The sequence below is a fragment of the Streptomyces sp. NPDC051136 genome (assembly GCF_044455745.1).
In the GTDB taxonomy this organism is placed as follows: domain Bacteria; phylum Actinomycetota; class Actinomycetes; order Streptomycetales; family Streptomycetaceae; genus Streptomyces.
Map to the genome: position 1 here is coordinate 451,645 of NZ_JBITFE010000003.1, position 22,654 is coordinate 474,298.

Annotated in this window: 22 protein-coding genes and 1 tRNA gene; 10 read left to right on the forward strand and 13 right to left on the reverse strand. The window is 70.0% G+C overall.

Annotated features, from left to right (window positions below):
- Positions 1–3: 3 nt before the first annotated feature.
- The 4 genes from ACIBCJ_RS11280 (at position 4) to ACIBCJ_RS11295 (ending at position 6,873) form a co-directional block, all read left to right on the forward strand.
- Positions 4–1,440, forward strand: a complete 1,437-nt coding sequence (locus ACIBCJ_RS11280) for an FtsW/RodA/SpoVE family cell cycle protein (protein ID WP_362511490.1) — start codon at positions 4–6, stop codon at positions 1,438–1,440.
- Positions 1,437–2,909, forward strand: coding sequence for a penicillin-binding protein 2 (locus ACIBCJ_RS11285; protein WP_362511494.1), 1,473 nt, complete (start codon positions 1,437–1,439; stop codon positions 2,907–2,909). The genes ACIBCJ_RS11280 and ACIBCJ_RS11285 overlap by 4 nt, the downstream gene beginning before the upstream one ends.
- A 189-nt stretch (positions 2,910–3,098) precedes the next feature.
- On the forward strand, positions 3,099–5,099 hold the full coding sequence (pknB, locus tag ACIBCJ_RS11290; RefSeq protein WP_365979484.1) for a Stk1 family PASTA domain-containing Ser/Thr kinase: 2,001 nt from the start codon (positions 3,099–3,101) through the stop codon (positions 5,097–5,099).
- Between the two features lie 1,438 nt (positions 5,100–6,537).
- A complete protein-coding gene (locus ACIBCJ_RS11295; protein WP_365979485.1) occupies positions 6,538–6,873 on the forward strand; it encodes a hypothetical protein in 336 nt (111 codons plus the stop codon).
- A gap of 289 nt (positions 6,874–7,162) precedes the next feature.
- Here ACIBCJ_RS11295 and ACIBCJ_RS11300 read toward each other — a convergent pair whose 3' ends face one another.
- The 5 genes from ACIBCJ_RS11300 to ACIBCJ_RS11320 are packed head-to-tail and all read right to left on the reverse strand — an operon-like array spanning position 7,163 to position 10,668.
- Positions 7,163–7,933, reverse strand: a complete 771-nt coding sequence (locus tag ACIBCJ_RS11300) for a class E sortase (protein ID WP_365979486.1) — start codon at positions 7,931–7,933, stop codon at positions 7,163–7,165.
- A 13-nt stretch (positions 7,934–7,946) separates the two neighbouring features.
- Complete coding sequence (locus ACIBCJ_RS11305; RefSeq protein ID WP_365979487.1) at positions 7,947–9,014, reverse strand: class E sortase; 1,068 nt, start codon at positions 9,012–9,014, stop codon at positions 7,947–7,949.
- Entirely contained in the window at positions 9,011–9,649 is a 639-nt protein-coding gene (locus ACIBCJ_RS11310) for an aminodeoxychorismate/anthranilate synthase component II (protein WP_365979488.1), read from the reverse strand. The genes ACIBCJ_RS11305 and ACIBCJ_RS11310 overlap by 4 nt, the downstream gene beginning before the upstream one ends.
- Positions 9,646–9,843, reverse strand: coding sequence for a hypothetical protein (locus tag ACIBCJ_RS11315; protein ID WP_164883374.1), 198 nt, complete (start codon positions 9,841–9,843; stop codon positions 9,646–9,648). Before ACIBCJ_RS11315 ends, ACIBCJ_RS11310 begins: the two co-directional genes overlap by 4 nt.
- A gap of 45 nt (positions 9,844–9,888) precedes the next feature.
- Positions 9,889–10,668, reverse strand: a complete 780-nt coding sequence (locus tag ACIBCJ_RS11320; protein ID WP_362100369.1) for a DUF881 domain-containing protein — start codon at positions 10,666–10,668, stop codon at positions 9,889–9,891.
- 154 nt (positions 10,669–10,822) lie between these two features.
- Between ACIBCJ_RS11320 and crgA the strand changes: the two genes are divergently transcribed.
- Entirely contained in the window at positions 10,823–11,077 is a 255-nt protein-coding gene (gene crgA, locus ACIBCJ_RS11325; protein WP_133890029.1) for a cell division protein CrgA, read from the forward strand.
- Positions 11,078–11,339: 262 nt separating this feature from the next.
- Here crgA and ACIBCJ_RS11330 read toward each other — a convergent pair whose 3' ends face one another.
- Together ACIBCJ_RS11330 and ACIBCJ_RS11335 are read right to left on the reverse strand one after the other, a co-directional pair.
- Positions 11,340–12,227, reverse strand: coding sequence for a rhomboid family intramembrane serine protease (locus ACIBCJ_RS11330; RefSeq protein WP_362100365.1), 888 nt, complete (start codon positions 12,225–12,227; stop codon positions 11,340–11,342).
- Between the two features lie 103 nt (positions 12,228–12,330).
- Entirely contained in the window at positions 12,331–12,864 is a 534-nt protein-coding gene (locus tag ACIBCJ_RS11335; protein WP_362100363.1) for a peptidylprolyl isomerase, read from the reverse strand.
- A 319-nt stretch (positions 12,865–13,183) separates the two neighbouring features.
- On the opposite strand from ACIBCJ_RS11335, the gene ACIBCJ_RS11340 reads away from it, so the two are divergent.
- The gene (locus tag ACIBCJ_RS11340) at positions 13,184–13,885 is read left to right on the forward strand and encodes a DUF5324 family protein (protein WP_362100361.1); all 702 of its coding nucleotides are present in this window, start codon (positions 13,184–13,186) and stop codon (positions 13,883–13,885) included.
- Positions 13,886–13,992: 107 nt separating this feature from the next.
- On the opposite strand, the gene ACIBCJ_RS11345 is transcribed toward ACIBCJ_RS11340, so the two are convergent.
- Complete coding sequence (locus tag ACIBCJ_RS11345) at positions 13,993–14,769, reverse strand: isoprenyl transferase (protein ID WP_133890025.1); 777 nt, start codon at positions 14,767–14,769, stop codon at positions 13,993–13,995.
- 405 nt (positions 14,770–15,174) lie between these two features.
- Positions 15,175–15,247 (reverse strand) — tRNA-Ala (locus ACIBCJ_RS11350).
- 180 nt (positions 15,248–15,427) lie between these two features.
- On the opposite strand from ACIBCJ_RS11350, the gene ACIBCJ_RS11355 reads away from it, so the two are divergent.
- On the forward strand, positions 15,428–15,976 hold the full coding sequence (locus ACIBCJ_RS11355) for a DNA-binding protein (protein ID WP_133890024.1): 549 nt from the start codon (positions 15,428–15,430) through the stop codon (positions 15,974–15,976).
- A gap of 86 nt (positions 15,977–16,062) precedes the next feature.
- Entirely contained in the window at positions 16,063–17,640 is a 1,578-nt protein-coding gene (locus tag ACIBCJ_RS11360; protein WP_365979489.1) for a protein kinase, read from the forward strand.
- Between the two features lie 13 nt (positions 17,641–17,653).
- Here the strand turns inward: ACIBCJ_RS11360 and ACIBCJ_RS11365 are convergent, their stop codons facing one another.
- Complete coding sequence (locus ACIBCJ_RS11365) at positions 17,654–19,003, reverse strand: hypothetical protein (protein ID WP_365979490.1); 1,350 nt, start codon at positions 19,001–19,003, stop codon at positions 17,654–17,656.
- Positions 19,004–19,219: 216 nt separating this feature from the next.
- Entirely contained in the window at positions 19,220–19,348 is a 129-nt protein-coding gene (locus ACIBCJ_RS11370) for a DLW-39 family protein (protein ID WP_003999697.1), read from the reverse strand.
- 338 nt (positions 19,349–19,686) lie between these two features.
- Between ACIBCJ_RS11370 and ACIBCJ_RS11375 the strand changes: the two genes are divergently transcribed.
- Both ACIBCJ_RS11375 and ACIBCJ_RS11380 read left to right on the forward strand, forming a co-directional pair.
- Positions 19,687–20,070 (forward strand): DUF6344 domain-containing protein, encoded by a 384-nt coding sequence (locus ACIBCJ_RS11375; protein WP_362507930.1) that lies wholly within the window; start codon positions 19,687–19,689, stop codon positions 20,068–20,070.
- Positions 20,071–20,293: 223 nt separating this feature from the next.
- Positions 20,294–21,082: a glycosyltransferase family 2 protein gene (locus ACIBCJ_RS11380; RefSeq protein ID WP_365979491.1), complete on the forward strand. Its 789-nt coding sequence runs from the start codon at positions 20,294–20,296 to the stop codon at positions 21,080–21,082.
- A 25-nt stretch (positions 21,083–21,107) separates the two neighbouring features.
- Here ACIBCJ_RS11380 and ACIBCJ_RS11385 read toward each other — a convergent pair whose 3' ends face one another.
- Entirely contained in the window at positions 21,108–21,983 is an 876-nt protein-coding gene (locus ACIBCJ_RS11385) for an FkbM family methyltransferase (protein ID WP_362100344.1), read from the reverse strand.
- 62 nt (positions 21,984–22,045) lie between these two features.
- Positions 22,046–22,258 carry a ferredoxin gene (locus ACIBCJ_RS11390; protein WP_362100340.1) on the reverse strand — a complete coding sequence of 71 codons (213 nt, stop codon included), beginning with the start codon at positions 22,256–22,258 and terminating at the stop codon, positions 22,046–22,048.
- Positions 22,259–22,654 lie beyond the last annotated feature (396 nt).

The following is a 22,654-nucleotide window of genomic DNA, read 5'->3' on the forward strand; positions in this document are numbered from 1 at the left end:
ACGATGAGCAGTACTACCAACCCGTCGACGCAGCACACGTCCACGATCGGCGCCATCGGCGCCCCGAGCCGGCGCAACACCGAGCTGGCTCTGCTCGTGTTCGCCGTGCTCATCCCGGTCTTCGCCTACGCCAACGTGGGTCTGGCGATCAATGACGAGGTCCCCGCCGGCCTGCTGAGCTACGGCCTCGGCCTCGGCCTGCTGGCCGGTGTCGGCCACCTCGTCGTACGCAAGTTCGCGCCCTACGCGGACCCGCTGCTGCTGCCGCTGGCCACGCTGCTCAACGGCCTGGGACTCGTCGCCATCTGGCGCCTGGACCAGTCCGAGCTGCTCCAGAGCATCGACCAGGCCGGCACCGCCGCGCCCCGCCAGCTGATCTACACCGCGATGGGCATCGCCCTGTTCGTCGCCGTGCTGGTCTTCCTCAAGGACCACCGCGTCCTTCAGCGCTACACCTACATCTCCATGGTCGGCGCCCTGTTCCTGCTGCTGCTCCCGCTCGTGCCGGGCCTCGGCAAGAACATCTACGGCGCCAAGATCTGGATCCAGGTCGGCTCCTTCTCCATCCAGCCCGGTGAGTTCGCCAAGATCGTCCTGGCGATCTTCTTCGCCGGCTACCTGATGGTGAAGCGGGACGCGCTCGCCCTGGCCAGCCGCCGCTTCATGGGCCTCTACCTGCCGCGCGGCCGCGACCTCGGCCCCATCCTGGTCGTCTGGATCGTCTCGATCCTCATCCTGGTCTTCGAGACCGACCTCGGCACCTCGCTGCTGTTCTTCGGCATGTTCGTGATCATGCTGTACGTCGCCACCGAGCGGACCAGCTGGATCGTCTTCGGTCTGATGATGTCCGCGGTCGGCGCCGTCGGCGTGGCCAGCTTCGAACCGCACATCCAGCAGCGTGTGGACGCCTGGCTCGACCCGATGAAGGAGTACACGCTCTCCCGCGCGGGCGTCGGCGGCCACTCCGAGCAGGCCATGCAGGCCCTGTGGGCCTTCGGCTCCGGCGGCACCCTCGGCACCGGCTGGGGCCAGGGCCACTCCGAGCTGATCCGCTTCGCCGCCAACTCCGACTTCGTCCTCGCCACCTTCGGCGAGGAACTGGGCCTCGCCGGCCTGATGGCGCTGCTCCTGCTCTACGCACTGATCGTGGAGCGCGGTGTGCGCACCGCCCTCGCCGCCCGCGACCCCTTCGGCAAGCTCCTCGCCATCGGCCTCTCCGGCGCCTTCGCCCTCCAGGTCTTCGTCGTCGCCGGCGGTGTCATGGGCCTCATCCCGCTCACCGGTATGACCATGCCCTTCCTGGCCTACGGCGGTTCCTCCGTCATCGCCAACTGGGCGTTGATCGGCATCCTGCTGCGCATCAGCGACACCGCGCGCAGACCGGCACCCGCCGCGCCCGCCAGCCCCGACGCCGAGATGACCCAGGTGGTCCGACCGTGAACAAGCCACTGCGCCGGATCGCGATCTTCTGCGGTCTGCTGGTCCTCACCCTGCTCGTCCGGGACAACTGGCTCCAGTACGTCCAGGCCGACGAGCTCAAGGAGGACGAGCACAACCGCCGCGTCGCCATCGAGCGGTACGCCAGCCCCCGCGGCGACATCATCGTCGACGGCAAGGCCATCACCGGACACGCCACCACCGAGGGCGACTTCAAGTACAAGCGCACCTACAAGGACGGCGCCATGTGGGCGCCCGTCACCGGTTACGTCTCCCAGGCCTTCGGCGCCACCCAGCTGGAGTCCATCGACGACGGCATCCTCACCGGCAACGACGACCGGCTCTTCTTCCGCAACACCCTGGACATGCTCACGGGCAAGAAGCGCGAGGGCGGCAACGTCGTCACCACGCTGAACGCCGCCGCGCAGAAGGCCGCCTACGACGGTCTGAAGAAGCAGGGCGCCAAGGGCGCCGTCGTCGCGCTGGAGCCGTCCACCGGCAAGATCCTCTCGATGGCCTCGTACCCGTCGTACGACCCCACCTCCATCGCGGGCAGCAACGAGGCGGCCGGCGAGGCCTGGAACAAGCTCCAGAAGAAGAACAACCAGGCCGACCCGATGCTCAACCGCGCCCTGCGCGAGGTCTACCCGCCCGGCTCCACCTTCAAGGTGCTCACCGCGGCGGCGGCCCTGGAGCACGGCCTGTACAAGTCCGCGGACGAGAAGACCGACTCCCCGCTGCCCTGGACCATGCCCGGCACCAGCACCGAGCTGAAGAACGAGGGCGACATCCCCTGCGAGAACGCCACCCTCCGCGAGGCCCTGCGCGTCTCCTGCAACACCGTCTTCGGCAAGGTCGGCTACGACCTCGGCAACGACGAGATGCTGGAGACCGCGAAGAAGTTCGGCTTCACCGAGGAGCAGTTCGTCCCGGTCCGTTCCAGCGCCTCGGTCTTCTCCGACGACATGAACGACTCGCAGGTCGCGCTCTCCTCCATCGGCCAGTTCAACACCGCGGCGACCCCGCTGCAGATGGCCATGGTCACCTCCGCCATCGCCAACAACGGCACGCTGATGAAGCCGTACATGGTCGACGAGTTGCAGGCGCCCAACCTCGACACCATCGAGAAGACGGACCCCGAGGAGATGAGCAAGCCGCTGTCCGCGGACAACGCCCAGATCCTCCAGTCCATGATGGAGACCGTCGTCCAGGACGGCACGGGAACCAACGCGCAGATCGACGGCGTCACGGTGGGCGGCAAGACCGGTACCGCACAGCACGGCGAGAACAACAGCAAGAACCCCTACGCCTGGTTCATCTCGTACGCCAAGGGTGAGGACGGCAGCTCGCCGGTCGCCGTGGCCGTGGTGATCGAGGACGACAACGCCGTGCGCGACGACATCTCCGGCGGCGGCCTCGCGGCACCGATCGCGAAGAACGTCATGGAGGCCGTCATCGACAGCAAGAAGTGACCGCGTCCTGAACGGGACGTGACTCCGGTCACGTCCCCTTCACATCGGCGCACGTTGCGATACCGGTCCTGTATCGGCTGTCCGGCTCGGCCAAGGGGCCCGGAGCAAGCCGGGTACGGTAGGCCGGACGGCAGCCTCCGACCGTACAAGCATGCCGGTCGGGACCGACGGAGAGGGCTGGTAGTAACCATGGAAGAGCCGCGTCGCCTCGGCGGCCGGTACGAGCTGGGCCCGGTGCTCGGCCGTGGTGGCATGGCGGAGGTCTATCACGCTCATGACACCCGGCTCGGACGCCAGGTGGCGGTGAAGACGCTGCGCGCGGACCTCGCGCGCGACCCGTCCTTCCAGGCCCGCTTCCGCCGGGAGGCCCAGTCGGCCGCCTCGCTCAACCACCCCGCGATCGTGGCGGTCTACGACACGGGCGAGGACTACATCGACAACGTGTCGATCCCGTACATCGTCATGGAGTACGTCGACGGCTCCACGCTCCGTGAGCTTCTTCACTCCGGCCGCAAGCTGCTGCCGGAGCGGACGCTGGAGATGACGATCGGCATCCTCCAGGCCCTGGAGTACTCGCACCGGGCCGGCATCGTCCACCGCGACATCAAGCCGGCCAACGTCATGCTCACCCGCAACGGCCAGGTCAAGGTCATGGACTTCGGCATCGCCCGCGCCATGGGCGACTCCGGCATGACGATGACCCAGACGGCAGCGGTGATCGGCACCGCCCAGTACCTCTCCCCGGAGCAGGCCAAGGGCGAGCAGGTCGACGCCCGCTCCGACCTGTACTCCACGGGCTGCCTGCTCTACGAGCTGCTCACGGTGCGTCCGCCGTTCGTCGGCGACTCCCCGGTGGCCGTCGCCTACCAGCACGTGCGTGAGGAACCGCAGGCGCCGAGCGTCTTCGACCCCGAGATCACGCCCGAGATGGACGCGATCGTGCTGAAGGCCCTGGTCAAGGACCCGGACTACCGTTACCAGTCGGCCGACGAGATGCGCGCCGACATCGAGGCGTGCCTCGACGGCCAGCCCGTCGGCGCCACCGCCGCGATGGGCGCCATGGCCGCCGGCGGTTACGGCGCCTACCCCGACGACCAGCAGACCACCGCGCTGCGCTCCGACGCGGGCGGTGGCGCCACGACCATGCTGCCGCCCATGAACCCGGACGACGGCGGCTACGGCTACGACGACCGCCCCGACCGGCGCCGCCAGCAGCCCCGCAAGAAGAACACCGCCACGATCCTCCTGGTCCTGGCCGGCATCCTCGTCCTGGTGGGCGCCATCCTGATCGGCAAGTACGCCTTCAGCGGGGACGGAGGACCGGGCGACGGCAAGGTCGACGTGCCGAACCTGGTGGGTCAGACCCAGGCCGACGCCAAGCAACTGCTCATCAACTCCGACCTCAAGCTGGGCACGGTCGAGCAGAAGCCCTGCGAGGACCAGAAGAAGGGCAGCATCTGCTCCCAGGACCCCGGGCAGGGCATCGAGGTCGACAAGGACTCCCCGGTCAACGTGGTCGTCTCGACGGGCGCGCCGAAGATCGAGATTCCGGACGTCGAGGGGCTCACCTTCAGCGAGGCCGAAGCCACACTGAAGGACAAGGGTTTCGAGGTCGAGAAGCAGTCGGAGGAGTCCACCCAGACTCCGGACACCGTGCTCACCCAGAACCCCAAGAGCGGCGCCTCGCGGGAGAAGGGCTCCACCGTCACCCTCACCGTCGCCAAGGAGACGTCGCAGGTGACCGTGCCGGACCTGAGCGGCATGAAGCCCGAGGACGCCAGGCAGCGCCTGGAGGAGAAGGGTTTCGTGCTCGGCACGCAGGAAGAGGCGGAGTCCACCGCACAGGCAGAGGGAACCATCTTCGAGCAGACGCCCCCCGGTGGGAGTGACGCCGACCGCGGCAGCACGATCAACGTGAAGATCGCCAAGGCTCCGGCCGAAGAGAAGATCGCGATGCCAAAGGTCACCCAGATGACGGTCGCCCAGGCCAAGCAGGTCCTCGCGCAGAACGGCCTTCAGCTCGACCGAGTCCAGGGTGGCGGTGACGACAACGCCGTGGTCGTGGCCAGCAACCCGGTCGAGGGCCAGGAGGTCAAGAAGGGCGACAAGGTCATCCTCTTCGCCCCCGCCCAGCAGGGTGGCAACAACGGCGGGGGCGCCATCGGCGGCCTTCCCGGCTTCGGCGGCTGACGCATCAACGTAATGGATCAGTCCAGAAACTCATGGAAAACCAGGAATGGCTGAATATGCATATCGCGGAGCGAACGATCACCCTATGATGTGATCATGCAGAAGAATATGAAGTACCTCTCCGCGGCAAGCGCCGTACTGGCAGCAGCCTTCGTCGCAACTTCAGCTGGTAGCGCTCAGGCCGCAGGTGCTCGAGGACTGGCAAGTTGCACCGCAACTGGTGTCGCCGCTTATGGCGACTTCAGGAACTGGACGAACAACTACACCGACATGCATATAAGTGTCTCTGATACAAAATCAGACGGCCACTCCGTTGCCATCCGTTTTATTTCGAAGGACGATAACGATAAGGTCAAGTACTGGCCTTGGCACTCAAACTCGAAGGGGTATAACACTCACGGTAGTTGGGACAGTTACGCTTCTACCGGGAGTGGCGGGCTTAGCTTTATAGGCGTCCAGGGTGCTGTGATGGAGGGCTCGACAGTGGTCAGGTCCTGCACGGACTGGGCCTCTTAGCCTGGGCTGGCTACTGACGAAGCGCTCCGCCGAACCCAGAGCGGAGCGTCTCAACGGCACACCCACTCGGCTACAACCCTGACCCACCACGGTCAAGGCTGTAGCCAGGTGCACGCCCCCATGCGGCCTACCTCGCGCGGCGCACGCAGCCGTGCCGGGAACGAGGAGGTACTCGGCGGGGGGGTGATCGGGCGATGACCGACGCCCGCTGGGCACCGGACCTGTCCGCATCGTCGCCGAGACGGACGCTGAGGCCTCACCGCGCACAGCCCGCCGCCGAATGCCTGCCTGCCGCCCCAGCAACCACAGAGTCGAGGGCCACGCCTCCCGCGGAGCGTCGCGCCCTCGGCGCTGGCCCTCACCAGACAACGAGCGGCCGGGCAGCGCCGGATCGGGCCGACGCGTAACCAGTTCGAGAGCGCTTGATCCCCCGCCGGGCCGACCTCGCCGACGCCCACCTGTCCTACATCACACCCGGCGTCACCTTCGAATGCGACGGCATCGGCACATGACGATGGCTGCAGCAGGAGCCGGGCACCTGGGCGCAGCTCCTCCCGAACAGGAGGAGCGACTGACCGCACTCGGCATCAAGGGTGCTGAGCCTCCAGAAGACTGGCAGTCCTCACGCAGTGGGTGGAACAGAAAGCGCCGACCGGCCAGTGCCGAGGAATCACAGCGAACAGACGACGGTCGACGACGAGGCCGACCCGGTGACCGTCAAGCTAGGGGTGCGGGGTCTCCATCACCAAATCGAGGCGGGACCGGCTTGTCCAGCACAGCTGGAGGCGCTGCAGGAACTCGGCATTGACTGGGCGGTGTAGGACCGCTGGGTGCCTGTAGGGCTGTCCTGGAGACGCTGAAACAGCGGACAGACCACGTCATCCAACGCCTACTACCGGTGGCGGCACCTTAGTGCCCACTCGTGAGCACACCATCGTCGAGCAGTCCAATCGAGAGCGACAAGATGTCACGCTCGCTGGGCAGTTATCCACAAGCCTGCCGAATCCTCACCGTCTACTCCAGGCGGGCCGTACTCAACATCGCCATGCTCCTGCGCGACAGAGCAATCACCCGCCACATACGCACGTACCTGCTCGACGTGGAGTATGGGACACGCACGCAGTCTGTGGACAACCGGGCCCCGCCAGACCCCACCGACCTCGACGCATGCATCGACCAGCGGATCACCCACATCCTCGGCAAGACGGTCGTACCGATGTTCAACGCCCTGATCGAAACATCGAGCGATCACCAGTGAGAACTCATCGCCCTCCGCACAGGCGTCCAGCGCATCGAGAAGCGACGCCACACTGCTTGGCCACGACGGATGCACCCACATCACCGCGCTCGCCTCGAACGGGCGAACGCTCGTCGCCCAGTGCAAGAGGGTCGCGCCTCTCCTCAGTATCACCAGTCATGAGATCCAGAGATTCATCGGGCAGTCGAAGTCCCGCCGCGGAGAGTGGCATCACCGCCGTTCATCGCGGGCTTCTGGACGTATGGAGCGCCGGTGCACCACTGAATGCGACCTCCCGCAAGGAGGTCAGTCAGCGCAGCTCCGCCGGCGGCGTCCGCTCCCCGTCCACCTTCTCCGTGCGGACCAGCTCGCCCCAGACCACGTACCGGTAGCGGCTCGTGTAGACCGGGGTGCAGGTCGTCAGGGTGATGTAGTGGCCGGCCTTCTTCTTGCCGGACTCCTTGGGGACGCCGTCGAGGACGTCGACGTTGAACTTCGAGGTCTCGGGGAGGACGGCGTACGTCTTGTACACGTACCAGGTGTCCTTCGTCTCGAAGACGATCGGATCACCCTTCTCGATCTTGTCGATGTTGTGGAACCTCGCGCCGTGCCCGTCGCGGTGGGCGGCGAGCGCGAAGTTGCCCTTCTCGTCCGAGGTGGGCAGCGTCGCCTTCACCGGGTCGGTGTAGTAGCCGGCCACGCCGTCGTTGAGGACCTTCATCGACGTGCCCTTCTCCACCAGGACGTCGCCCTCGCCCATCGCCGGGACGTGCAGGAAGCCGATGCCCGCCTTGGTGTCCAGCGCGCCCGGGCCGTCCGAGCCCACCCGGTCCTGGGCCCAGTCGTCCCGGACCTTCTCCGCCTGCCTGTCCGCCGCGCGGTCGGCGACCACGTTCGTCCACCACAGCGAGTAGACGACGAACAGGCCCATCACCAGGCCCCCGGTGATGAGCAGCTCGCCGAAGACGCCGACCGCCTGCGCGACCACCTGTCGGGGGCCCCGGCGGCGTGCTGCCCCGGGCTCCGCCGGGCCGTCCTCGCCGGCGTGCTCCTGCTGCTCCGTGTCGGTGGTCGCTGCCACTGGTCATCCGCCCTTAACTGACGAGCGCATCCGGCTTGCCCTTGCTGCGCGGCCGTTCCTCGACCATCTTGCCCCAGACGATCATGCGGTACTTGCTGGTGAACTCCGGCGTGCACGTGGTGAGGGTGATGTAGCGGCCGGGCCCCTTGAAGCCCGACTGCCGCGGCACCGGGTCCAGCACGGTGACGTTGCCCGGCGAGGTCACCGGCAGGATCGACGCCATCTTGTACACGAAGTACTTGTCCTGGGTCTCCACCACGATCGGGTCGCCCGGCTCCAGCTTGTTGATGTACCGGAACGGCTCGCCGTGCGTGTTGCGGTGGCCGGCCAGCCCGAAGTTGCCGGTCTTCGCGTCCGGCATGGCCGTCTTCAGCCCGTCCTCCGCGTAGTGCCCGACCATGCCCCGGTCCAGCACCTTCTTGCTGCTGATGCCCTCCGCGATCGGCACCACCACGTCGAGCTTGGGGATGTGCAGCAGCGCGAAGCCCTGGCCCGGTTCGAAGGTCCCCGGGTTGCGCTTTCCGTTCGCCCAGTCGTCCTGGAGGTTGCTCGCGGCCCGGTCGGCCTGGGCGTGCGCCCGTACGTTCGTCCACCAGAGCTGGTAGGTGACGAAGAGCAGCATCAGCACACCGGTCGTGATGAAGATCTCACCGATCGCCCGGCTGGCGATCACCGCGGCACCGGGCTTGCGCGCCCGCGCCTGCCGACGGGCCTCCACGCGCGACAGGGGCGCCTTCGCGGGCTCCTCGGCCTCCGCCTCCACGGACTGCCCCCGGGGGGCCGCACGGCGCCCGTGACGCCGTTTGGCGGCCTTCCTGCGGGCCGCGCGACCGCCGGACACGGGACCGTCCCCCGCCGACCCCGCCCCGGCGGCCGTCCGCCGCTCCGGCGGCTCCGGGATCCGCAGGGCCACCGTCTCGTCGTCGGCGACCGGCGGCCGGTACCCCTCCCCGGCCCGTCCGGACGCGGACTCCTCGTAGCGGCCGTCCCCGAACGCACCGGAATCCCCGTACGGCCGCCCGTACGAGGATCCCTGGTCACCGGCCGTGCCGGAGTCGCGCTCGGGGCGCAGCGCGGTCACGCCGTGGCCCTGCCCACCACCGGGGCGAGCCCCGCCGACCTCGCCACCGCGTCCCGGTCGCCGCACTCCGCGAGCCAGTTGGCCAGCATCCGGTGCCCGTGCTCGGTCAGCACCGACTCCGGATGGAACTGCACGCCCTCCACCGGCAGTTGCCGGTGGCGCAGGCCCATCACGATCCCGTCGGGCGTCCGGGCCGTCACCTCCAACTCCGCCGGCACCGTGGCCGGCTCCGCCGCCAGCGAGTGGTACCGGGTCGCCGTGAACGGCGAGGGCAGGCCCGCGAAGACGCCCCGGTTCCCGTGCTCGACCGGCGAGGTCTTGCCGTGCAGCAGCTCCGGAGCCCGGTCCACCACGCCTCCGTACGCCACCTGCATCGACTGCATGCCCAGGCAGACGCCGAAGACCGGCACCCCGGTCGCGGCGCAGTGCCGCACCATCTCGACGCACACCCCGGCCTGCTCCGGCGTGCCCGGGCCGGGCGAGAGCAGCACACCGTCGAAGCCGTCCTGGGCGTGGGCCGTCGACACCTCGTCGTTGCGCAGCACCTCGCACTCGGCGCCGAGTTGGTAGAGGTACTGGACCAGGTTGAAGACGAAGCTGTCGTAGTTGTCGACGACGAGGATGCGCGCGCTCACTGGTTGTCCACCGTCACATCGTTGAAGGGCAGCAGCGGTTCGGCCCAGGGGAAGACGTACTGGAAGAGGACGTAGACCACGATCATCGCCAGCATGAGCGAGAGCAGCGCCTTCACCCACGCGTTCCCCGGCAGATGCCGCCAGATCCAGCCGTACATGCCGTCCCTTCCGTCGCACCACGGCGCCACACTCACGCCGTACCGCACCAGACTAGCGGCGCCGGGCGCACCGGAACGGCGCTAATCCACAGGCTGGGCATACTGCAGGTCCGCCGTGCCGGAGTAGCCCGGCAGCGTCACCCGCCCGTCGTTCTCGACCTTCCAGCCGAGGCCGTACACGTTGACGTACACCATGTAGTTCTGGATCGTCGGCGACTTCGCCAGCGCGTTCTTCAGCCGCTCCGGGTCACCGACCGCCTGGATCTTGTACGGGGGCGAGTAGACGCGGCCCTGAAGGATCAGGGTGTTGCCGACGCAGCGCACGGCGCTGGTGGAGATCAGCCGCTGGTCCATCACCTTGATGCCCTCGGCACCCCCCTGCCACAGCGCGTTCACCACGGCTTGCAGGTCCTGCTGGTGGATCACCAGGTAGTCGGGCTGCGGCTCCGGATAGCCGGGAAGCTTCGCGGTGGCGTCCGGCGGGGCGTCGTCGAGGGTGACGGTGATCGCCTCGCCCTTCAGCTTCTGCGTACCGGCCTTCTCCTCCAGTGCCGCGAGCTTGTCGTCCTCCGACTTCGTCCGGCCGTCGTCGCGCTCGGCGAACGATTCGACCTCTTCGCGCAGGGTCCCGTTCGACTCCTCCAGATCGCCGTTCTCCCGGCTGCGTTCGTGGATGAGATCGGACAACTTGAGCAAAGAGGCGTCCGTACGGATATTGGTGCCCTTCGCGGTATTGAAGCTGGTGAAGAAAATAAGTCCCGCGAGCGCGAAGACGGCCGCCGTGAGGATCCGCGCGGGCCGGAAACGGCGTCGGCGGGCAGGGCTGGGTCCCGTTCCGGGGGAGTCGGCAGAATTGCTCAACGTACCCTTATCTCCTTCGGCGCCACGGAAGGACTACGCTAACGGACGCCCGGGGGAGCGCTCAGAGTCCCCTTGTCCCCCATGGACGCCGCCCCACCGAGACCGACCCCCGTTCCCTGCGCGGCCACGCAGCGCATCGACAGGAGAGACCCTCGTGCCGAAGTCACGTATCCGCAAGAAGGCCGATTACACGCCGCCGCCCTCGAAGCAGGCGACGAATATCAAGCTGACCAGCCGCGGCTGGGTCGCACCGGTCATGCTGGCCATGTTCGTCATCGGCCTGGCCTGGATCGTCGTCTTCTACGTCACCGACGGTTCACTGCCCATCGACTCCCTGGGCAACTGGAACATCGTGGTGGGCTTCGGTTTCATCGCCGCGGGGTTCGGCGTCTCGACGCAGTGGAAGTAGCCCGGCGGTAGTTCCCACAGCCCTGCCCAGGGCCGTCCACGGAGTTATCCACAGGCGTTATCCACATGGGGAAAAGAAAGACGATCTGTGGATAACCCACCGGGGATTGACGCCGGTGTGACGGAAGTACCGGCGGGGCCCCCGGTTCCGAAAACACGTTCGCCCCCTGCCTGACCTGCATAAACACTGGTCAGCGACAGGGGGCACATGTGTTCCCGCACGCTGTGCACAAGATCGGCCACCTACTGTGGACAACCGCTGCTCAGGTGAGCTGCGCGGTCCTCAACAGGGCCAGCCCGACGACGACCAGCACGACCAGCGCGCTGGTGCCGTACTGCACGAGCGTGCGCCGCTCACGCGGGGCGTGGAGCATGGCGAAGCCGGTCACGACGCCCGCGGCGAGGCCGCCGAGGTGCGCCTGCCAGGAGACGTTCCCCTGGGTGAAGGTGAAGATCAGACTGATCGCCAGCAGGACGACGACCGGCCGCATGTCGGCGTTGCGCCGGCGCGCGAGGGCGGCGGTGGCGCCGAAGAGACCGAAGATCGCGCCGGAGGCTCCGAGGGTGGCCGTGGTGGGCGAGGCGAGCAGATAGGCGAAGACGCTGCCGGCCAGACCCGAGACGAGGTAGAGCGTGAGGTAGCGGGCTCGGCCGAGGGCTTGTTCCAAGGGGGCCCCGAGGAACCAGAGGGTGATCATGTTGAAGCCGATGTGCCAGATCTCCTCGTGCGTGAACATCGTGGTCACCAGGCGGTACCACTCGCCCTCCGCGACGCCCTCCGTCGGGACGAAGGGGGCCGGGGGCCAGCGGCCGATGAGCACCATGTCGGCGAGGAAGGAGTCGCCCAGCGCCTGGACGGCGATGAACACCGCCACGTTGATCCCGATCAGGACCTTGGTGAGCAGGTGCGGGTCGGCGGCGACCGTGCCGCCGGCGAGGGTGCGGGGCCGAGAGGCGGACGGGGCCGGGCCGCTGCCACCGGTGCGGCCCGCGGCGCAGTCGGGGCAGTGGAAGCCGACGGACGCGTTGACCATGCAGTCCGGGCAGATGGGGCGCTCGCAGCGGGTGCAGCGGATGCCGGTCTCGCGACCGGGATGGCGGTAGCAACCGGGCGGGCTCTGGGCATCCGGTCGGCCGGCCGCGTGGTCCATGGCATCCCCTCGGTCGTCCCTGCGGGCGGTGTGTGCGGACGCACCGCCCCGCCCTGCTCTACGGATGAGCGGGACGTTTGGTTCCTGCCCGGTGTACGGGACGTCAGGCGTCGCGGGTCTCGACGACGACCGTCTCGACGACGATGTCGTCGACGGGGCGCTCGGTGCGGGGGTTGGTCCTGGTGGCGGCGATCGTGTCGACGACCTTCTGACTGGTCGTGTCGGTCACTTCGCCGAAGATCGTGTGCTTGCGGTTCAGCCAGGTCGTCGGGGAGACGGTGATGAAGAACTGCGAGCCGTTGGTGCCGGGGCCGGCGTTGGCCATGGCCAGCAGGTAGGGCCGGTCGAAGGCGAGGTCGGGGTGGAACTCGTCCGGGAACTGGTAGCCGGGGTCTCCGGTGCCGTTCCCCAGCGGGTCGCCGCCCTGGATCATGAAGCCGCTGAGCACCCGGTGGAAGACGGTGCCGTCGTAGAGCCTGGCCGTGGTCTTCTCACCGGTGACCGGGTGGGTCCACTCCCGTTCACCGCGCGCCAGCTCGACGAAGTTCCTGACCGTCGCGGGCGCGTGGTTCGGCAGCAGCCGGATCTCGATGTCGCCTCGGCTGGTCTTCAGAGTGGCGTAGAGCTGCTCGGCCACGGTGCGCCTTCCCTCGTCCTGCGATGCGGACCGATCCTCCCACGGTCGGGGCACGTTCGGCGTTCATCCCGCTGGGTCACGAGCATGGGACGCGGATCCGTGGCATGGTCGTGGGCAGGCTCGTGTTGCCCGGTATTCATCCCCTATTGACGTTGATCAGCTCTTGTTCGCAACTTCATCACCAGCTGTCCCGGAGGGCTCGGCGGCACCACCCGTGACCCGGATGCCCTCTCTCACATGCCTGGCAGTGCGTCCCCAGGCATGATCCGTAAAAGGGTGGAAAGTCGAATTACCGTACGCCACCGAGGAGGAGGAACCCGTGACCCGCATCGACAGCGTGCGCGCCGCGACCGGTTCGGCGAAGGACAGCGTGCTGCACGCCGCGGAAGTGGTGGCGCCCTACGCCGACACGGCCAAGGACAGGGCCGCCCACTATGCACAGGAGGCGCGCGTACGGCTGGCGCCCAAGGTGTCGCAGGCCGCAGATCAGGCCCGTCTCCAGTACGGCGCGCATGTGGCGCCGCGGCTGGAGCAGGCCCGTACGCATGTGCCGCCGAAGATGGACGCGGCCGCCCAGGAGGCCGCCGTCCGTACGCGTCTGGCCGCTCGGCAGGCGGCCGACTACTCACGCCCGAAGATCGAGCAGGCGGTGGCCGCGGCCGGCCCCGTGCGGGACGAGGCCACCGCGCGGGGTCTCGCCGCGCTGGCGGCGCTGCGCGGTCAGGTCACGGCCAAGGAGATCCAGAAGCTGACGCGCAAGCACCAGCGACGGGCCAGGGCCGGCCGTGTCGCCAAGGTGCTCGCGGTGGCGGGTGTCCTCGCGGGCGGTGCCTTCGCCGCCTGGAAGTGGTGGGACAAGCAGGCCAACCCGGAGTGGCTGGTGGAGCCGCCGGCGGCGACCGAGGTCCCCGAGCCGAGCCCGCTGACGTCGGTGGACGGTACCGGCGAGGCTGTCCTCGACCCGGAGGTGCAGGCGAAGCAGGCACAGGAGGAGGCGGCGGAGGGCGACGAGCCCCGCTGATCCTCGCGCCCGTACCGGCGTCGACTCGACTGTCTGCCTGATGACCGCTGTGGGGCGGGAGACCTGGAGTCTCCCGCCCCACAGCGATGTTTCACGTGAAACGGCGCTCAGCGGCCGTAGCGGCGTTCGCGCAGCGAGTAGGAGCGCAGGGCGCGGAGGAAGTCGATCTCACGGAAGTCCGGCCAGTAGGTCTCACAGAAGTGGACCTCGGCGTAGGCGGACTGCCAGAGCAGGAATCCGGAGAGCCGCTGCTCGCCGGAGGTGCGGATGATGAGGTCGGACTCGGACCGCGTCTTGGAGTACAGGTGCTTGGAGATGTGCTCCATGGTGAAGGTCTCGATGAACTCGTCGATGTCCCCGCCCTGGGAGCTGTGCTCGGTGAGGGCGGACCGGACGGCGTCGACGATCTCGCGCCTGCCGCCGTAGCCCACGGCGACGTCGACCTTGGTGCCGCCCTTGCGGTCCTGAGTGGAGGCGGTGGCGGTCTTGAGGCGGCTCGCGGATTCCGCGGGCAGCAGGTCCAGGGCGCCGACGGCCTCGACGGGCCAGGGATTGCCCGGTGCGGCCAACTGCTCGACGACCTCGGCGATGATGTCGATGAGGGGGTTCAGCTGCTCTTCGGGCCGGTGGAGGTTGTCGTCGGAGAGCATGAACAGGGTGACGTGCTCGATCTGTGCCGAATCGCACCAGCGCAGGAAGTCCAGCACCTTGGCCCCGCCGGCCCGGTAGCCCTCGCGGGGGTCGTCTATGCCCGACATCTTGGCCCACCGGCGGTTGCCGTCGAGCATGATGCCGATGTGCTGGGGGCGTGGGCGTCCTTCCAGCTCTCTGACCAGTCGCTTCATATAGAGCGCGTCGAGAGCGGCCCGTACCTTCGCCCGCATGGTCTACCCCTTCCACCTCGTCGGCAGCGAACGGACGGCTCCGACGGCGATGAGCCACGTGGCACCGCCCCGCGGGGCTGTGGCGCTGATGCCCTGTGGGGTGACGATATCAAGAGCAGACAGCTCCGCCCGGGCGCCGAGAAGGGCTCTTCCACGGACCCGTCCCGGCGGCGGCGCGACCGCCGAAACCGCGTTTCCCGTGGTCAACTGGCCTTTTCTGTCCGGTCGTTGCTGATCGCCCGGCCGAAGCGTGCCGTGTCGGACGCGAGGCGGGGGCGACAACGGTGAGGAACGTCTCCGCCCGCCGGGGCCGGAGGCGGGGCCGTGCGGGTCCGCCTGGTCGGCCCTGAAGCGCACAGAGCGCCTCCGACGCACGTTTCCGCAGGTCGAAGGCGCTCTTCACGGTGGAGCCTAGGGGAGTCGAACCCCTGACATCTGCCATGCAAAGACAGCGCTCTACCAACTGAGCTAAGGCCCCTCGGGAGGCGTCGCCGGACCTGAACCCGCGGACCGTCGGTCGCCGCAGACAAGAGTACCGGGTCGCCCCCCGTATCTCACAAATGATTGGGGCTCCCGGGGAACGACCACGCTCCGTAAGATGCTCGGCGTGGTTCGCTGGAGCGAACTGCGGTTTTCGGGGAAGCGATGGGGAGACGCAATGGACGCCGCACAGCAGGAAGCCACCGCAAGAGCGCGGGAACTGCAGCGGAACTGGTACGGGGAGCCGCTGGGGGCGCTCTTCCGCAGGCTTATCGACGATCTCGGTCTCAACCAGGCTCGTCTGGCGGGGGTCCTCGGGCTGTCCGCGCCGATGCTGTCGCAGCTGATGAGCGGCCAGCGGGCGAAGATCGGCAATCCCGCGGTGGTGCAGCGGGTGCAGCTGCTGCAGGACCTGGCGGGGCAGGTCGCCGACGGCAGTGCGAGCGCGGCCGAGGCGACGGAGCGCATGGACGAGATCCGCAAGTCGCAGGGGGGCTCGGTGCTCAACAACACCACGACGTCCACGACCAGTTCAGGCGCGCCCACGGTCAAGCGGGTGGTCCGTGAGATCCAGTCGCTGCTGCGCTCGGTGGCGGCCGCCGGGGACATCATCGACGCGGCGGACGCCCTCTCCTCCTCGCATCCGGAACTGGCGGAGTTCCTGCGGGTGTACGGCGCGGGCCGCACCTCGGACGCGGTCGCGCACTACCAGTCCCACCAGAACTGATTCCCGGGGTCCGGTCACCGAGGGGGTCGTCGGCCGGACCCGCGGGAAGGGCGCGACAGGTCCCAGGGGAGGAGCGGCGCACAGCCATGGGTGAGGTCTTCGCGGGCCGGTACGAGCTGGTCGATCCGATCGGCCGGGGCGGGGTGGGTGCCGTCTGGCGTGCCTGGGACCACCGGCGCAGGCGTTATGTGGCCGCGAAGGTGCTGCAGCAGCGGGACGCGCACTCGCTGCTGCGGTTCGTCCGCGAGCAGGCGCTGCGCATCGATCATCCCCATGTGCTCGCGCCCGCGAGCTGGGCCGCCGACGACGACCAGGTCCTGTTCACCATGGACCTGGTCACGGGTGGTTCGCTGGTCCATCTGGTCGGGGACTACGGGCCCCTGCCGCCCGATTTCGTGTGCACGTTGCTCGACCAGCTCCTCGCGGGCCTCGCCGCGGTGCACGGGGAGGGCGTGGTGCACCGTGACATCAAGCCCGCCAACCTGCTCCTCGAAGCGACCGGGACGGGCCGTCCGCGCCTCAGGCTGTCCGACTTCGGCATCGCGATGCGGTTGGGCGAGCCCCGGCTGACGGAGACCAACCTGGTCGTGGGGACGCCGGGTTACCTCGCGCCGGAGCAGATGATGGGCGCGGAGCCGGACTTCCCGGCGGACCTGTTCGCGGTGGGTCTGGTCGCCCTGTATCTGCTGGAGGGGGCCAAGCCGGACGCCAAGGCACTCGTGCAGCACTTCGCCGAGTACGGCACGCCGCCCGCGCCGCGGGGGATCCCCGAGCCGGTGTGGCAGGTCGTGGCGACGCTGGTGCAGCCGGATCCGGTGGCGAGGTTCCGTACCGCGACGGGGGCGCGCAAGGCGCTGGCCGCGGCGGTGGAGCTGCTGCCGGAGCCCGGTCCCGACGACGAGCTGATCGAGATCTTCGACCAAGTGGGCCCGCTGCCCGCGGGTTTCGACGCCGAGGGGCCGCTCAGGAGGGCGTCCGGCCTGGACGACGCGGCGACCGACCCACGGCAGCCGACGGCCCCGGGACCGTCCCCGCACACCACGCCGCCCATGCCTCCCCTGCCCTCCCCGCACACCACGCCGCCCGTGCCTCCCCGGCCGTCCACGTCTCCGTCCGGCACGTCTCCGATCCCGCCCGGGCCCTCTGCGGCCCCGAACGGCACCCCGCCCCCACCGCCGTCGGCGTCGGCGGCGGCGGCGACCGGCATGCCTCCCGCCCGGGACTGGACGCCTTCCGCGCCCGTCTCGTCGTCGGACACCGGGAGTTTCCGCCTGCCGCCGCCGCCGCCGTCGCAGCCGCAGCCGCAGCCGCAGCAACAGCAGCAGCAGCAGCAGCAACCGACCGTCACGCCGTCACCGGCCACGCCCTCGCCATTGCCCTCGCCTTCGATGGGCGATGCGGCGTCTCAAGCACCCGCGCCTTTCCCCGCGTTCCCAGCCGGACCGGAGCGCCGGGCGCCGGGGTGGACGCCGCACGCGCCGCAGTACGCCGACGTAGCCACCGCCCCGTACACCGCCCGGAACCCGCGGTCGGCGGCGCCCGCTCAGCACCGCGGGGCTCGGCGGCGGCGTCGGCCCGGCCCCCCGGCGAAGGTGGCGTGGCCGCTGCTGATGCTCGCGCTGGCCTGCTACGCCGTCGGTTTCTGGGCGCTGAGCCGTATCTGACGCGGGAGGCGGTCTAGGTTCTGCGCCGGGCCGCCGCCGTCCACACCGCCAGACCGAGGAGGAGCAGGCTGCCGGTTCCGATGCCGCCGACGGCCACCGCCTTCATGGCGCCGTCGTCGTCCGAGGCGGCGTCGGCTCCCGTGGCTCCGCCGCCGGGTGCGGCGATCCGGTCCTGTGCGGAGACCTCGAAGAGCCCCTTCGGCCGGGACTCCCCCGCGTAGTCGGGACCGGTCTCCGCCGCACCCCCGACGTGCAGGCGCAGCGTCAGTCCGAACGGGCCCTGTCCGAAGGAGTCGGCCACCTGGGCGGCGAGGTGGACGACGACGTAGTAGTCACCTGCGAACCGCAGCGCGCCGGTCTGCGCCTCACTCGCGTACCGGTTGGCGTACGCGACGGGCGGCAGCGGGGCGAGGCCGACGGTGGTCGCACGGCCGGTGTAGCTCTTGGCGGCGTCGTCGACCTCGCCGCGCACGGGGTTGTGCAGGGCCAGCCGCAGGGCGGCGGTGGCGTAGCCGGAGGCTCCCGTGGAACCGGCGAGTTCGGCGGTGGCGTACACCTGGCGGCCCCAGTCGACCGGCACCTTGTAGTAAAGGGTCTCCCCGGGCCGGATGTCGTCGCGCCAGGCCCCCTGGCCGACGAGGGCGGCGTGGGCGAACCCGTTGCCGCCCGGCCGGCGCTCCGGCTCGCCGGCCGGGGGTTCCGGCGAGGCGGAGTCCCAGGATCCGGGTGGCTCGGTCGCGCCGGTCCGGCGCGGGCGGGGTTCGCTCACGACACCGAGTTCCAGGTCCCAGTCGTCCGGCGGGGAGTCCTGGGGCCTGGTCCGCTCGACCGCTACGTAATAGGTGCCGGGCTGCTGGCACCGGCGGGATGCGGGGTCGATCTCGCGGGTGCCCCAGGCGGTGACCGGGCGGGGACTGTGCGCGGCACCGAAGGTCGCGCTGTGCACGGAGCAGGAGCCGCCGTCGGCGTCCCGAACGGAGACCCGGACACCGTCGACGGCGGTGACGTCGCCGTCGGTCCGGGGCACGGCGGTCACGGAGACGTAGGCGTCGGAGGCGGCGTCGAGTTCGAGGCGGTAGTAACGGGTGCCGTTCCTCGGCAGCGAACTGCGGTACGTGGACCCCGCCGTGAGCGTTTCGGCGCCCGCGGTGGCACTCGCGCCGGCGATGCGCACGGCGTCGTCGGCGAAGGCGTACCCGTCGGCCGCACCGGCCGCTCCCACCGAACCGGCCGCTTCCGCCGAGCCGGCCGCACCGGCCGCTCCCAGCGAACCGGCCGCACCGGCGGCGATCGCCGTGGGGCCGGGCAGCAGCGCGGCCGGGAGCGCCGCGGTCGTGGCCAGCACGGCGCCCAGCAGGGTCATCCGCGCGGGCACCCGCGGCCGCACGCGCCTCGTTCCGGCGCGCCGTCGAGCCGTACACCACCGTCCCATGACCCGCCACCCCTCGCGTCCACCGGCTCAGCGCTCAGTCGCCTCGTCCGTCGCCGCCCGCCCCGTGCGGACCTGCCCTCTCCGGGCAACACAAAACCCCGACCGTTTGACGGCCGGGGTCTGCTCAGGACCGGATGTCGGTCGTACTCACGAACCCGTGGGAACGGAGTCAGTCGCCTCCGTCCACAGATCCTGCTCGGCGCGATCCGCCTGGATCTGGCGGTACACGAGGAGCCCGCCGATGGCGGCCAGTGCGACCAGGAGAAGCTTCTTCACCGCGCGACCTCGTCTTTCCTTGACGTAGGGGACCTCTGGCGCCCGACTATACACACCGGCCGATACCGATCGGTGACCTGCGTCGGTGGTCAACTGCCCGTCGCCGGAACCCTCTAGAAGCGGACGAGACCATTCTGATCGGAGGGTGATCACACCCTCACGCGCGGTGACTTTTGCCCGTCTCTCTCCCGTCTGGACAGTCTTTCCACCCCCTTGCGGCTATTCGGGTGGTGTTCATCTGAACATCGACGCGCCACGGGCCCAGGTCCACCACTTCGCGATCCACATACACATCATGAGGAAAGTACGCAAATCGCCCAACCCGAAAGTGAGGGGCCATGGCCCGGAACAAGGTCCTGACGCTGTGGACCAGCGTCGTCACCGCCTTCCTCGCGCTGTGCACGGCGCTCGGATTCATCACGACGACGGCCGCCGCGGCCGTACCGCAGACCGGAACGCACAGCAACACCGAGAGCGCCTCCCCCGAGGCGGCACCCGCGGCCGCGGCCCCCAGGGCCCGGACCCGAACCGGCTCCCTGCCCCCCACGATGAAACAGCGCATCCGCGCCGAGGCCCACGGCGCGGCACCCAGTTGCCGCCACCACCCGCTCGCCGACGCCTCCGCCGCGGCGGCCGCCACCACCGCCACGACCACCGGTCTCCCGTGCGACGACACCGCAGCCGGGCCCCGGACCCAGCACACCATCCCGCTCCAGCGCTGAGCGGCCCGCACCACCCCCGACCCTGACGCAACGGCGATCTGCGTACGCACCACACGCGAGAAACGGCCCGGCCGCTCGACAGAGCAGCCGGGCCGCCGCCGTGTATGCCCTGTGCCCCGGGACACGGCGACGCCCCCGGCCGGCGCGTACCCGGACTCCTGCGGGCCGCGCGGGGAGTTGTACCCTGCGGCCGTACCCGTCCGGAAAGGTGGTGAGTGCCGCCGTGAACCGGCGCGTCGTCATCGTCACGGCCGTCCACGGCCCCTCGGCCCCCTTCCTCCCCGAGGCCCACGCCTCCCTGTGCGCCCAGGAGTTGCCCGACGGCTGGGAGTGGCGCTGGGTGATCCAGGAGGACGGCCGCACGCGGGACGTGCGGCCGTACGTGCCCGACGACCCGCGGGTCCGCTTCCATCAGGGGCGCCACGGCCGGCAGGGCGGACCCGGAGTGGCCCGCACCATGGCCCTGGCCCACGCGGACGGCGCGTACGTGAAGGTCCTGGACGCCGACGACCGGCTCACACCGGGCGCCCTGGCCCGCGACCTGGCCGCTCTGGAGGCCGACCCGTCCATCGGGTGGGCCACGTCACGGGCCCTGGACCTGCTGCCCGACGGTTCGACGGCCGGTTTCCCCGGCGACCCGTCGCACGGGCCGATCGAACGCGGCGCGGTGCTCGACTTCTGGGCGGCGAACGGCTTCCGCGCCCAGGTCCACCCGGCGACCCTCATGGTCCGGCGTGACCTGCTCCTCGCCCTCGGCGGCTGGATGGCCCTGCCGGCCTCGGAGGACACCGGCCTGCTGCTGGCCCTGGGCGGCGTGAGCCGGGGGTGGTTCTCCTCGGACGTGGGCCTCCTCTACCGCAAGTGGGAGGGCCAGGAGACCGGCCAGGCGACCCATGTGGAACCCGTCGAACGCGCTGCCCGGATGGCGGTGGTGGAGGCCAGGGCCCGGGCGCTGGCCTCCTTCGGGTGGCGCCCGTCCGACGGCACCGGCCCTTCGCACCCGCGCCCCTGAAGCGGACGCAGGGGGCGCCGGCCGGTCAGGGCAGCCGGTCCGCGTCCACCCGCGAGAAGATCAGGTCGCTCTCCTCCGTCACCGGCCCGCGCCGGCGCACCGGTGCCAGGGGCGCACCGTTCAACGCCGCGGGGTAGCTGCCGGGCGCGTAGTCGTTGGCGAGCCGGTACGCGTGGAACCCGGCGTCGCGCATCACCGCCAGCAGGTCCTCGACACGGTCCCCGAGCCGGGCCATGCGCTCGGGCGCCACCTCGACCGTGATCTCCGCGTCGGGCCGCAGGGCGTCCAGCATCGGCGCCAGTCCGCGCACGACGCTCCCCTCCGCACCCTCGACGTCGATCTTGATCACCCGGGCGGCCGCGATCTCCGCCGGTTCGAGGAGCTCCGGCAGCGGCCGCGCCTGCGCCTCGAAGCTGGACTCCACCGGGCCGTCGTACGGGACGATGCTGTTCGCGCCCGTGTTCCGGGAGCTGGCGAGCGCGAAGGTCAGCGTCCTGGCCCGGTCCGAGACGGCGGCGTTGAGCGCACGGACGTTGCCGAGGCCGTTGAGCCGGACGTGGCCCACCAGGCGGCGGTGGAGATCGGGGGACGCCTCGATCGCGACGACCCGGCCCGCGTCGCCGACGAGCCGGGCCGCCAGGACGCTGAAGGCGCCGATGTTGGCGCCGACGTCGATGAAACCGTCGCCCGGCCGCAGCCGGCGCCGCAGCCAGGCCGTCAGGTGCGGCTCCCAGGCCCCGAACAGGTACAGGTAGCGCTGGATGAGGTCCTGCGTGTCCACGGCGAACCGGCCGCCGGAACGCGCTTCGACGACGGCCCGGCGGGGGTGCTCGCGCAGGTGCGGATCGAGCCAGCGGGTGGCGAGGGTCGCCTTCCCGAGGGTGCCCGGGCCGTGGCGCACGTATCCGACCGCGAGGCCGACGAGGGCCTCCGTGACCGCACCGAGCGGTTCGCCCCGGCCGCTCAGCTCCCTGCCCCTTCCGGGTCCGCGCGGGTGAGGGTGATCGCGGCGGACGGGCATCCCTCGGCGGCCTCCCGCACCCTCGGGGCGTCGACGTCGTGTTCCCGGCCGGGTATGACGGCGCCTAGGCCGTCCACCTTGGTGAAGACGGCCGGGGCCCGGTGGACGCAGTCGCCGGAGCCGTAGCACTGCTCGGGGTCGAGGACGATCCTCATGCCTACTCCAGCGGCGGTCGGTGGCAAAGCCTTCCCGACCTGCCTTCCCAGCGAACGGCACGCTGAACCCGCCCTGTCCGGACACCTGTTGGCGCGGGCACCGGACGCCCGGTGCCCGGGCCGGGGCCGTTGCGTGCCGAGGCCGTCCCGTGCCGTGCCGCGGCGACCGGCCCGTCACACGTACGCGTCGGCATGGTTTGGCTCCGGTCCCTCCCCTCGTGGGGACCGGTGCCACACCATGCCGGCGCCGTTCTCGCGTGCGGTGGCGGGGCTCTGGCGGACCGGCAAGGGACGGGCTGCGGAAAGCTGGCCGAGAACATGCGGCCTCACGGGGCCTCACGGGGTAGCTGTCCGAGTACTGCGCCGCTGACCTGTCCGGGTGCCGCGGGGACGCTT

What these genes read in the sequence shown, in the direction of transcription:
- ACIBCJ_RS11330 (WP_362100365.1), bottom strand. Translation starts at nt 12,227, where the DNA reads ATGGACCACGCGGCCGGCCGACCGGATGCCCAGAGCCCGCCCGGTTGC.
- ACIBCJ_RS11390 (WP_362100340.1), bottom strand. Translation starts at nt 22,258, where the DNA reads ATGAGGATCGTCCTCGACCCCGAGCAGTGCTACGGCTCCGGCGACTGC.
- ACIBCJ_RS11355 (WP_133890024.1), top strand. Translation starts at nt 15,428, where the DNA reads ATGGACGCCGCACAGCAGGAAGCCACCGCAAGAGCGCGGGAACTGCAG.
- ACIBCJ_RS11360 (WP_365979489.1), top strand. Translation starts at nt 16,063, where the DNA reads ATGGGTGAGGTCTTCGCGGGCCGGTACGAGCTGGTCGATCCGATCGGC.
- ACIBCJ_RS11375 (WP_362507930.1), top strand. Translation starts at nt 19,687, where the DNA reads ATGGCCCGGAACAAGGTCCTGACGCTGTGGACCAGCGTCGTCACCGCC.
- pknB (WP_365979484.1), top strand. Translation starts at nt 3,099, where the DNA reads ATGGAAGAGCCGCGTCGCCTCGGCGGCCGGTACGAGCTGGGCCCGGTG.
- ACIBCJ_RS11280 (WP_362511490.1), top strand. Translation starts at nt 4, where the DNA reads ATGAGCAGTACTACCAACCCGTCGACGCAGCACACGTCCACGATCGGC.
- ACIBCJ_RS11365 (WP_365979490.1), bottom strand. Translation starts at nt 19,003, where the DNA reads ATGACCCTGCTGGGCGCCGTGCTGGCCACGACCGCGGCGCTCCCGGCC.
- ACIBCJ_RS11345 (WP_133890025.1), bottom strand. Translation starts at nt 14,769, where the DNA reads ATGCGGGCGAAGGTACGGGCCGCTCTCGACGCGCTCTATATGAAGCGA.